Consider the following 11,337-nt stretch of genomic DNA (forward strand, 5'->3'; position numbering starts at 1 on the left):
CTCGGCCGCCAGCTGGCGCCTTCAGCTGGACCTCAAACCGCTGCGCTCTAGCCTAGCTTGGTCACCAGCATGCGATAGAAGCCATTGGTAAGGTGAAGCCGGCTTTGACTCTGTCCAAAACGACCATACTTTCAAAGCGCTTTATGTCTGGGTTTTCGTCTACTAAAAACCGAGTAAACTGCTCGTACTCTTCCATACTATTTGCTGTTACTAGGAGAACGAAGTCAGTCTGTCCGGTAACGTAGAATCCGCTCATCACCTCTGGCATTTTGCGGATTGTCTGCTTAAAGCGATCGACGATATCGGTCCGATCGCGCTCAAACGAAATGAGAACCAACAGGCTCACGTTTCGTCCGATTGCTTTTGGCGAGACGATTGAAACGTCTCCTTCTATGATGCGGTGTGATCGTAGGCGTTTCAGTCGACGCTGAACTCCGGATGCAGACAAGCCGACCTTCGCGCCGAGTTCTTCACTGGTCAGGCGATTGTTGCGCTGTACGAGGTCAAGAAGACGAGCATCAATTCTATCGAGTTGCATGGCTGTGCCACGTTTAGAAGATCGAAGCTATCGGAAGCCTGATGAGCAGTTCGCGATCGGAGCGAGGCGCAGAGTAGACGGCGGGAGCGCACATCATGCGCTCCCGGTACTTGGTCAGCTTACAATTAGTTCCGCTCAGCCACATTTTTCATCAACACAGTCAAGCCGAAAATCCAGTGCTCGCATGCCGCGTCCCGAGGTCAGCGTCCCCAGTGCAGCGCCAGAGGATTTAACATGGCTCCACGCATCGGGAGAGGTGACATCGATCGATATGTTCAGATCTTTTCCGCCTCGATCAAACCATCCAGAACGTTCAGCGATTCCAGCAGATAATAGGAGCCGAAGATCGTCTCAGCATTGGTCGCGGAATCCCGTACACGAGCGTCGCGCCGCTTATTGAAGCAGGCGCCGACCAGCATGCCTTGCGAGCGGGTCTCCCCTGCCGCGACGGGCGTAAGGTAGCCGTTGATCAGAGCGAGCGCGATGCGCTCGCCTGCATCCTGATATTTCGTGCGGAGATCGGCCGAAGGCGCAAGCCGCCCCAGCTTGAGCAGCGCCGAGCAGACGATCGCAGTAGCCGCCGTATCGGTCTCTGTATTGGGGATTGCTGGATCATCGAAATCCCAGAACGCCACCAGGCCGGGCGGGACATGCGACAGCCACCAGTCGGCGCTCGCGATCAGCTGCTCCATCCAGCGCTTTTCCTGCGGACGATAGGCAAGCGCGACCGCGGCATAGACGAGGCCCCAAGCCTGCGCCCGCGCCCAAACGCTGCTCTCGCTAAAGCCCTTGTGGGTAAAATGGCGGACGACCTTGCCGTTCGCTGGATTGAGCTCGCTCGACTGCACGATCGAACCGTCGGGCCGCATGTGAATATCCAGCACCCGCGTCGTATGTCGCGCGGCGACGTCAGCGAACGATGCTTCCCCCGTCTTCTCTGCCGCCCAGAACAGGAGAGGAACCGCTTGCAAGGAATCGATGCTGCTGAAGGAGTTGCCTACGTCCTCCGACTCCTCGGCGTCACCACCTAGCGGAATGAGATCAAGCCTCGGGTCATATTGACCCTTCAGCGATTGGGCAGCATCCAGCGCCAATGTCGCGGCATCCTTGTCTGCACACAGGATGTCGCCAAGTGCAACGCCGTAGTAGAACCCAAAGCCCTTGAACGCGGTTTGCAGATGCGCCCGCGGCTCGAGCCGGCTGCTCCACAGCCGGGCAGCATCCAGGTATCTTGAGCTCCCCGTGCGTCGCGCAAACAACCATAACATGCCCGGCCACGCGCCGCCGGTCCAGTCGCCGTCGACAGTCGTCGTCCATTTTCCCGTCGCGGCCTCGGCCCAGTGCGGGAACTCCGATTGCAGGCTCTCGAGCGTCTGATCGACGCGGCAGCGCATCCGTTCGATTGCCTGTTCCCATCGCAGCTTGGCTGTGCTCACCATTTCCTCCAGTTGCCTTACCCCTCTTCTCTCCACATACACGCGCGATCGCCTTCGCGAATCGCCTAGGACGTCGGCCGCTTCGTCACGTTGGGCGTCCATTTGAGGTGATGCTTGCCCACGGCGACGAGTTCGCCACGCTGGTTGGTGACGTCCACATTGGCAAGCGTACGGCGGCGCTCGTCGTCGACTTCGCCGATGGTATAGGTCACTGTCACCGTGTCGTTGATGTAAACCGGCTTGAGAAACCGCACGCCATCGTAGCCGAGCGATACGGGTGTCGTATCAATGCCCTTTCGCACGCTTTCTTCAATCATTCGGGTGGAGGCCGTTGAAATGAATCCGACCATCAGCGCACCATGGGCAATGCGCTTGCCGTACATTGAATGGCTCATGAATTCGTCGTCGACGTGATTTTGCGAAAGATCACCGGTCAGACCCGCAAAAAGATAGATATCCGACTCTCCGACGGTTTTCGAAAATCGAACGCAATCCCCGACGTTTGCCTGCATCACATTCATCGTTCTTGCCCTTCCGCTGTTCGATATTCAAAGTGCATGACGCGTACAGAAGACTATCTAATCGCCATTTCCGTTTTATCGTCGAAGAATTGCAGCGCCTTCCGATCCACCCACATCTGCACGCAGGCATGAGGGCTGACCTGCGTCTCTGGCGAAATGCGCGATGCCATGATCGTGCTGCCCCCGACGTTGAGCGCGATCACCAGTTCCGAGCCAAGTTGCTCGGTGACGCTGACGACGCCGGTGAAGGATGAGCCCGCGTTGCTTGGAGGGATGCCAAGACGTATATGCTCGGGCCGGATACCTAGAATCACCGTCTTGGCGCCATGCTTGCGCAGGACCGCCGCCTGGTCGAGCGACAACTCGACCTTGAAATCCTTCGCCTGCACCGACATGGCGCCGAGTTCTTCGACAAGCTCCACCTCGATAAAGTTCATTGCAGGCGCCCCGATGAAGCTCGCGACGAATCGGTTGGCCGGTCGATTGTAGATCTGCAGCGGCGTGCCGATCTGCTGAATCCAGCCGTCCTTCATGACGACAACGCGGTCGCCAAGCGTCATCGCCTCAACCTGATCATGGGTGACATAGACCGATGTGGTAGGCACGCGCTCGCGCAGCGCTTTAATCTCGATTCGCATCTGCGCCCGCAGCTTGGCATCGAGGTTCGAGAGCGGTTCGTCGAACAGGAACACTTGTGGCCGCCTTACGATGCACCGTCCAAGAGCCACACGCTGCTGCTGGCCGCCGGAGAGTTGAGACGGCTTGCGTGCTAGGAGAGGCTCCAGACCGAGCATTTGCGTCGCGCGAATGACTTCGCTTGTAATTTCCGTTTCCGGGACTTTCCGGTTTCGCAACCCGAATGCCAGATTGTCGAACACCGTCATGTGCTGATAGAGCGCATAGTTCTGAAATACCATCGCGATGTCACGATCCTTTGGTGGCAGGTCGTTAACGACTTTGTCTCCGATCCGGATAGTCCCCGCGCTTATGTTCTCGAGACCGGCGATCATGCGAAGCGTCGTTGACTTGCCACATCCGGATGGACCAACTAGCACGACGAATTCACCGGTTGCGATATTGAGGTTGACCTCGTGCACAACCTTAAACTTGCCGTACCTTTTTACGACGTCCTGTAGAATGACCTCTGCCATAACCGTTCCTCTGAGTCCCGCCGGTTACATGCGCAGCCCGCGAATGACGTATTTCTGACCAAAGATCGTCACCAGCAGCGCTGGCATCATCGCAAGCACGGCCGTCGCGCTCATCAGATTCCATTCCGTTCCAGTCTCGGTGACGAATTGGGCCATAGTCGACGTGATCAGGGGCGTGCGCTTGCCTGATAGGATCAGGGCGAACAAAAACTCATTCCACGTCGAGAGCCAGCAAAGGATCGCAAGCGCAGCTATCCCCGGCATCGCGGCGGGGAGCGCGACTCGATAGAACGCACCCCATCGGGTGCAGCCGTCGATCAGGGCCGCATACTCCATCGACGGATTGATGCCGTCGAAAAAGCCCTTCATTAGCCATGAGAAGAAGCAGACATGCACCGCGATGTGCGGCAGTAACAGACCGACATACGTGTCGTAGATCCCAAGGCGGGTATTGACCAGATAAAGCGGCAGCACCCAAGAGATGTAAGGAACGGTACGGAAGATGTAGATGGTGGCAAACCAGCTGCGCTGGATCCAGCCGCCGAAGCGCGACAGCATGTAACCGCTGCCGACCGTGATGCCCAGCGACAGGATGGTGGCCAAAGTCGAAAGCACGAAGCTGTTCCACATCGCTTGCACCACCTGGGACTGATGCAGCACCTCAACGAAGTTGTTGAGCGTGAAATTCGTGCCGCGCCAGATGTAGAATACGCCAGACGCGGGACGGATCGACGTCACGCCGAGGATCGCAATCGGCCCGACGAAGACAACGAATATCGCGGCGATGCTGATCGCGAAGATTGAACGCCGCAGCGCGTGAAGGGCGAATGAGATCATCGCGACACCTCCATGCTCCGGTTGACGAGCCCATAGAGGCCAATCCCAACAAACAGCATGATAAGCGCGCCGATCCCGGCGGCGGCCGCGGCGCGACCGATGTCCAAATCCACGAACGCCAGGACATAGGCGTAAACGCTGAACACTTCTGTTGATCGGGCAGGCCCGCCGCCAGTCAGGATCCAGACCTGGTCGAAGGTGCGGAATGCGTCAATTGCGCGGATCAAGACACAGACGATGATCACTGGACGCAGCATTGGGAGCGTAACGCGCCTGAAGATGCACCACGGCGATGCGGCATCGATCCGCGCGGCCTCGAAGGGTTCGGGCGGTAGTCCCTGCATGGCGGCCAGCAGGATTATGGTGAACCACGGTGTCCAGATCCATATGTCCGTCATGATGACGAGCGCAAAGCTCGGCCAGCGATCGGAGAGCCAGGCGACATCGGGAAGGCCCAGGCATGAGAGGAAAATAGTAATTACACCAAACTGATCGTTGAAAGACCACCTCATCATGGTCGCGGTGATAACAGGCGCAATCGTCAGCGGCAGTAGGATGATGGTCCGCATAATTGCCCGGCCAAAGAACGGACGGTTGAGCAATGATGCCAGTGCTAAGCCGAGTGCAAGGGATACGCCGACCGAGAGGATCATCAGGACAAACGTATTGGGTAGAACCATCTTCAAGAATACAGGGTCGGTGAAGACGGCGATGTACTGCTTCGGCCCGACCCAGGTCCTTTGCGGGTTAACAAGCGACCATTCGCGGAAGCTTGCATTCATTCCGATCAAGATCGGAATGATCTCGAAACAAACGAGAACGATCCCAGCCGGCGCGATGAGAAAAAGCATAAAGCGCTCTTTCTCATCGAATCCAAATTTCGTGAAACGAGCGGTCATCAATCGTTGGTCGTAGCGCCGGCATGGATGGCATCGGAGCCGGCCTTAAGGGTCGCGGCAATGTCCTCACGCTTGCCCTTCATCGCGCGGATCAGCGTGTCCGAATAGACCTTGTGCACAGTCGCCCAGTTGCGGAAATAGTAGGCAGCATGGACATGATCAGGCTTGAACAGGATTGTGTGGAGCCTGCGCCAGGTCGCGTCGCTCTTTTCGAGTGTGCGCCAGACGTCGGTGTTCGGCGGCGGGCCTCCGGTCTGATTCCACTGCTCGATCTGACCGTCGGGATCGCCGAGCATGGCGCCAAGCAGCTTTTTGGCCGCCGTCTTGCGATCATTCGGAAGAGTCTTTGGGATTGACCAGCCCCACACGTCTATCCAGGTGTGAATGCCATTGCTCATGGGGCCGACCGGAAATGGCGCGATGCCGACCTTTCCTGCGACGGATGACCTCTCGGAGTTATTGAAGGTGCCGAGGAAAGTAGTATCGGCCACAGTAAAGGCGGTGTCACCGGCCTGGAAGATCGCATTTGCCTCATCGCGCGAATAAGTCGTCATGCCGGGCGGGCTTATCTTCTTGCTATTGAGAGCATCCCACCAAAACTCCGCGGTCTGCACCTGGCAAGGAGAGTAGATCATTGGCTTCCAACCATTTGCCGCAAGCTTCTTGTTGTCTCGCTCATAGGCGGGTGCATAGACGTCGCAACTGTTGTTCCAGAGCGTCCACCAGAAGCTGAAGAAAGTGTTGGTGTAACTCATGCCGCCGACATAACCCCACTTCACCTTTTTTTCGGACTGCAGGGTCTGACTGATCTTAACGAGATCGTCCCATGTCTTAGGCAATTCCGCCTCGGAAATGAGATCCGTGCGATAAAACAGAATGCCGGCCGTGGTTGTCATCGATACCGCCGTCGTCCTTCCGTCTGCACTGTGGAATGGCTCAAGCTGCCCCACCTCGACCTTGCGCGCATTGGGAACATCCTCAAGCGGTTCAAGATACTGGGCGAGATCCTGTCCCCAGTCGTCATTGTTCCAGATGATGTCGCATTGGTCATTGGCCCCGGAGGTCAACATCTGGGTGATCTTCGGCAAATAGACGGTGTAGGATGTCACCGTTTTATTCAGCTTAACGCGCTGATTGGCCGCCCATTTCTCCAGGATCGCGACGTTTGCGACTTGCACCGGATGATTGATGTAACAGATGCTCAGCGCTGTTTCTGCTTGTGCCGATGTCGAAGAGCAAACGGCACAAAAGCCGCCGCTGACAAGAAGCGCGCGCGCAAGCTTATTCTGTAGTCCCATGGCATTCCTCCTCTTCCGCAAAGCGCGCTTCTACAGAAGCTTATGTTCTTGTTCGGTCGAGAGATGCCACAGAATTAACGGCAGCTTCTCTCCTAGAGATCCTTCAATTGCCGAGCGCCGTAGCCGAGCTCCTTCAGGATTTCTTCCGTCTGCGCCCCGATCTTCTGCTGCGGCAAACTACTCCGGCACCTGGCCGTCGTAACACACGGGGCTACTGACGACGCTAATCAGCGCCTTGTCGCTTTTGACGCCAATTAAGCGGAAGTATCGACGAACGGAGCGGGAGAGCGCTAGGACGCATTTCCGAATTTCTTGTACTTTCTTACGTGCATTCTGAATGGTGCGGCGACCCATTCGCTGCGACGCATAATCACTTCTGCGCTGATAAGTGCGCGGGTTTCTGCGAGCCGCTGCGCACGAATGCCGAAAAGTACAAGTATTAGCATACTGTGCCAATGCAGGCACAGCATCTTCTACTGGTTTGGAGGAATAAGCCCACACGTGCGGGGCAGCCGAAGCTTGCGTCCGGGTTCGCGGATTATCGAGGCCACGAGATAAGGAGCGGCAGCTCGAAAGATCAAAATCATGGCTAAGCCACCAACATGGTTTATATCCATTTGTTGGCGATTTCTGTGGCCTCCATTTCAACCAGGGATATGTCAGACCACGCGTTTCAAAATGCGGATCATTCAGGTCGGCTTTCTGTCCATCGCGATCGGATACATGGCAGCAAATGCACCGAGCCCGCTCAGTCTCGGACCGATATGACGCCATCTTCGTGCGCCGGTCTATCGCCGCGACACCATCATGCAAAGCTGTTGTACCGCCGTTTAGTGCTGAGGATCGCGGGTCCTCGAAATCCCCGAACGACACCATGCGAGCTGTACGTGCGACACTACCAGTCGGCGCCCGCGGTCACCTGCTGCATCCAGCGGGTTTCCTGCTGACGATGAGCTAGCGCGATGGGGACATAGAGGAGACAAGGGCCTGCGCGCCCTCAAATGTTGCTGTAGCTAAAGCACTTTTGGATCAAGAGATGTCACAGAGCCGACGGCACCCCTGTCGTAGAGATCCTTCAATTGCCGAGCGTCATAGCCGAGCTCCTTCAGGATTTCTTCCGTTTGCGCCCCGAGCTTCTGCGGCGGCAAACGGACCTCTGGCACCTCGCCGTCGTAACAAATGGGATGGCTGACGAGCGTAATCGGTGCCCCCGTCGCCCCTATCACGACCTGGAAGCTCTTGTTGTGAATCACCTGCGGGTCGACGACGACATCTGAATAGTCATTGACGCGGGCGTGCCAGATTCCGCGAGCCTCAAGCAGGGCAAGGCACTCCGATGTCGTGCGTTTGGCGATGTTGGCCGCAATTGCTGCCGATGCCTGGTCGCGCCGCCGATAAGCTTCCCTGTCGGGAACGCGCTGATCGGCGGGAAGCGAAAACACATCCGCCAGCACGTCGAGCGATCCGAGCGAGATCGCGATGTGTCCGTCACGGGTGGCATAGATGCCGTAAGGTGCGCCGTAATACCATCCTGCGATCGGACCCGGCTGGCGCACATCGTCCGGTCGCTGCCCGTTGAGATAGCAGGTGAAGGACTCCATCTGCAGGTCGAGGGCTGCTGACAGCAGACTGACATCGACCCGACACCCCTGCCCCGTACGCGCTTTCCTCACCAATGCGGCTAGGATGCCAGCCGCAAAAAGAACGGCCCCGTGATGATCAACTGCCGAAACACCTACGGCGCGCGGGCCGTGCTCGCGGCTTCCTGTGATGGTTGCAAGCCCCGCCAACGCTTGAATCAAGAGATCTTGGCCGGGTCGATTGACGTACGGACCGTCTGCGCCATATCCGGACGCTGCGGCATAGATGATATCTGGCTTGATGCTCCTGGCGTCCTCATAGCCAAGCCCCAGCTTGTTGAGCACGCCAGGCCGGAAATTCTCGGTGAGGACATCCGACGTTGCGATCAGTTTTTTCGCAACAGCAACCGCGTCCGGCTTCTTAAGATCGAGCGTTAGACTACGCTTATTGCGATTGCCGGTCAGAAGCAGCATGGATTGACCATCTACCTGCTTGTCCGCCCCGCCCCATTTCCGCTGGAAGGCGCCGTCCGGCGGCTCCACAGCGATTACGTCTGCGCCGAGATCGGCGAGAAATTGCACGCCCATCGGACCCATCAGGAAGTGGTTGAAGCTGAGGACGCGAATGCCCTTGAGAAGATCGACCATACGTTATTTCTTGGCTCTCTTATCTCACGAATGTTGGCGACATCCCGCGCCTTCTGAAATCGTTTTCAGGATTATTGATCCCACGGACCAGCGGAGTCAAGCGCGTTAAGCGCCGCGCTATCGGAGTATGGCCGCTGGCGCGCTCTGCTTGATGTAGCTTAGGCGCGCGCATACTGTTCAACGGAACCACCGATATCGTCCACCGTGCGCTTGAGACAGCGGCCCTCCCGGTGGTTTAACTCGAATGGCGTTAACAGCCCGTTTTGGGACAATCCGAGCAGATCAGATGGACAAGAAATCGATCGCCGATTCCAAAGGCCGAACCCGGCCCAGGGTGAAGATCGAGGACGTCGCAAGAGAGGCGAACGTCTCGCCGGCGACGGTGTCGCGCGTTCTAAATCATCCAGGAATTGTCAGGCCCGAACTGCGCGATAAAGTGATGCGCTTCATCACCGATCTCTCCTATACGCCCGATAGCGCGGCCCGGGCACTGAAATCGGGACGCATGCGGACGATCGGCGCGATCGTTCCGACGCTCGCCCTTGGCATCTTTGCCGAAAGCGTGGAGGCCCTGCAGAACCGGCTAAGCGAAAACGGGTACACGTTATTCATCGCCAATTCACAATATGATCAACGCCGCGAGTTGCAGGAGATGCAGAGCCTCATCGAGCGTGGCGTCGACGGCATTGTGCTGGTGGGGGGCTCGCACGGTCGGGAGCTGAGAACTCTGGTCGAGCAAACTGGCGTCCCCGTCGTTACGACTTACGTCTCCAAGGCGGGCGGCGGCATTCCTGCCATTGGCATCGACAACGAACGTGCCACTCGCGAAATGACCGAATTTCTTCTCGGCCTGGGACACATTCGTTTCGGTGCAATTGCAAACATTCTACCATCGAATGACCGTTCGCGCGCCCGACTTGATGGCATCCAGCGCGCTCTCTCTGAAGCCGGTATCCGACTCCAACCGACTCAGGTCATCAGGGCCGACCACTCGCTGGCGCAAGGACGAAAGGCACTTCGCCAACTGCTCACTGACCATCCCGGCACGACCGCCGTGATCTGCACCACCGACACGCTGGCCATCGGCGCCATGACGGAAGCCCGCAAGATGGGCTTGAGCGTGCCGCGGGCGGTTTCGATTACCGGTTTTGACGACGTGGAGCTGGCGGCACAGGTGGATCCGCCGCTAACGACGATCAGTCTTCCCGCTGCTGAAATCGGCCGGGGCGCAGCCGACTATCTCATCAGTGCGATCGCAGGAAGACCCGTCCCCAAAAGCGTCTTGTTGCCCTACCGGCTGGTGGTGCGGTCGTCCACCGCGTCACCACCGAAAGCCGACCGCCTTCCGAAGCGCCCCCGATGAAGGGTGGCAAGCTGGCTAGGCTGCAGAACGGCTGTTCGCGAAAACGATTTCGGTGTAAATGGCGCTGATCCATAACCTGCAAAGGTGCTACGTTGAACGCCAAATCCGACCTCATTCTTTGGACGTCTCCCCTGCAGCACATCGTGCTCCTAACACTGAATAGGGCACCCAAACGAAACGCGCTGAACAATGATCTGATCGCGGAACTCGCGGCCGCTCTTCGCAAGGCTGCGCTGGATGATCAGGTGCGCTGCGTCGTACTTCGTGGCAGCGATGCGTTCTTTTCTGCCGGCGCCGATATCAAGGAAATGCGGCAACGAGGGTTCGAAGCCATCGACAATTCCGCGCGACGTTCTGCTTGGCGGGATATCGCCAATTTCCCCAAGCCATTTATTGCCGCGATTGAGGGAATTTGCTTTGGCGGTGGTCACGAGCTCGCGCTTCTGGCTGACATCGTGATCGCCGGTGAAGGCGCTAGCTTCGGGCAACCGGAGATCAACATCGGGATATTGCCGGGAGACGGAGCAACCCAACGATTGACCCGAGTGGCCGGCAAATCGCTCGCGATGCTCATGATCCTGACCGGAGAACCCATCTCTGCGCGCGCAGCCCATCAGGCTGGGCTTGTTGCGGAGGTCACGGCAGAGGGAAAGGCACAGAGCCGCGCCCTCGAACTTGCCAAAACTATCGCGCACAAGCCGCCGCGTTCCACCGAACTGGCTAAAGCGGCTGTACTCGCCGCCTACCAAACCGCGCTTGACGCCGGTCTAGAATTTGAACGACAAGCCATCAGGCACGCATTCACGACGTCCGACCAGCAAGAGGGAATGAACGCGTTTTTTGAGAAGCGGTCGCCTAGCTATCGGGGGATTTAGAATGGGTCAACTGAACGGGACGGCGAAGGTGATCAGAGCTCTGCGCCGGCAAAGCTTTCAATCTGCCGCGCCCGCCACCTGGCTTGTCAAACAGCGGAAACTAAATTCGATTCCCGCATCCGACAACGTGCTCCGGAGGATTTCCATCAACTCGTCGAACGTTCGGGGAGTAGTACTCCTCGGTCTGGGCG

The 11,337-nt window shown here is 57.7% G+C and carries 10 protein-coding genes; 2 read left to right on the forward strand and 8 right to left on the reverse strand.

Annotated elements, in window-relative coordinates:
- Nucleotides 1–61 precede the first annotated feature (61 nt).
- From LMTR21_RS23825 to LMTR21_RS23860, 8 genes are all read right to left on the reverse strand, one after another.
- Complete coding sequence (locus tag LMTR21_RS23825; RefSeq protein WP_065752847.1) at nucleotides 62–538, reverse strand: Lrp/AsnC family transcriptional regulator; 477 nt, start codon at nucleotides 536–538, stop codon at nucleotides 62–64.
- 275 nt (nucleotides 539–813) lie between these two features.
- Nucleotides 814–2,076 (reverse strand): glycoside hydrolase family 88 protein, encoded by a 1,263-nt coding sequence (locus LMTR21_RS23830; protein ID WP_084030592.1) that lies wholly within the window; start codon nucleotides 2,074–2,076, stop codon nucleotides 814–816.
- Entirely contained in the window at nucleotides 2,040–2,495 is a 456-nt protein-coding gene (locus tag LMTR21_RS23835; protein WP_065752845.1) for a MaoC family dehydratase, read from the reverse strand. Before LMTR21_RS23835 ends, LMTR21_RS23830 begins: the two co-directional genes overlap by 37 nt.
- A 53-nt stretch (nucleotides 2,496–2,548) precedes the next feature.
- Nucleotides 2,549–3,646: an ABC transporter ATP-binding protein gene (locus LMTR21_RS23840; RefSeq protein ID WP_065752844.1), complete on the reverse strand. Its 1,098-nt coding sequence runs from the start codon at nucleotides 3,644–3,646 to the stop codon at nucleotides 2,549–2,551.
- Nucleotides 3,647–3,670: 24 nt separating this feature from the next.
- A complete protein-coding gene (locus LMTR21_RS23845) occupies nucleotides 3,671–4,384 on the reverse strand; it encodes a carbohydrate ABC transporter permease (protein WP_246174065.1) in 714 nt (237 codons plus the stop codon).
- 95 nt (nucleotides 4,385–4,479) lie between these two features.
- Nucleotides 4,480–5,382 (reverse strand): carbohydrate ABC transporter permease, encoded by a 903-nt coding sequence (locus tag LMTR21_RS23850; protein ID WP_065752842.1) that lies wholly within the window; start codon nucleotides 5,380–5,382, stop codon nucleotides 4,480–4,482.
- Nucleotides 5,382–6,680, reverse strand: coding sequence for an extracellular solute-binding protein (locus LMTR21_RS23855; RefSeq protein WP_065752841.1), 1,299 nt, complete (start codon nucleotides 6,678–6,680; stop codon nucleotides 5,382–5,384). Before LMTR21_RS23855 ends, LMTR21_RS23850 begins: the two co-directional genes overlap by 1 nt.
- 1,013 nt (nucleotides 6,681–7,693) lie before the next feature.
- Nucleotides 7,694–8,908, reverse strand: a complete 1,215-nt coding sequence (locus LMTR21_RS23860) for a CaiB/BaiF CoA transferase family protein (RefSeq protein WP_065752840.1) — start codon at nucleotides 8,906–8,908, stop codon at nucleotides 7,694–7,696.
- Nucleotides 8,909–9,194: 286 nt separating this feature from the next.
- Between LMTR21_RS23860 and LMTR21_RS23865 the strand changes: the two genes are divergently transcribed.
- Nucleotides 9,195–10,271: a LacI family DNA-binding transcriptional regulator gene (locus LMTR21_RS23865; RefSeq protein WP_065752839.1), complete on the forward strand. Its 1,077-nt coding sequence runs from the start codon at nucleotides 9,195–9,197 to the stop codon at nucleotides 10,269–10,271.
- 92 nt (nucleotides 10,272–10,363) lie between these two features.
- Nucleotides 10,364–11,146 (forward strand): enoyl-CoA hydratase-related protein, encoded by a 783-nt coding sequence (locus tag LMTR21_RS23870; RefSeq protein ID WP_246174069.1) that lies wholly within the window; start codon nucleotides 10,364–10,366, stop codon nucleotides 11,144–11,146.
- The last annotated feature ends 191 nt before the right edge of the window (nucleotides 11,147–11,337 follow it).

The organism is Bradyrhizobium paxllaeri (assembly GCF_001693515.2).
GTDB classification, from domain to species: Bacteria; Pseudomonadota; Alphaproteobacteria; order Rhizobiales; family Xanthobacteraceae; genus Bradyrhizobium; species Bradyrhizobium paxllaeri.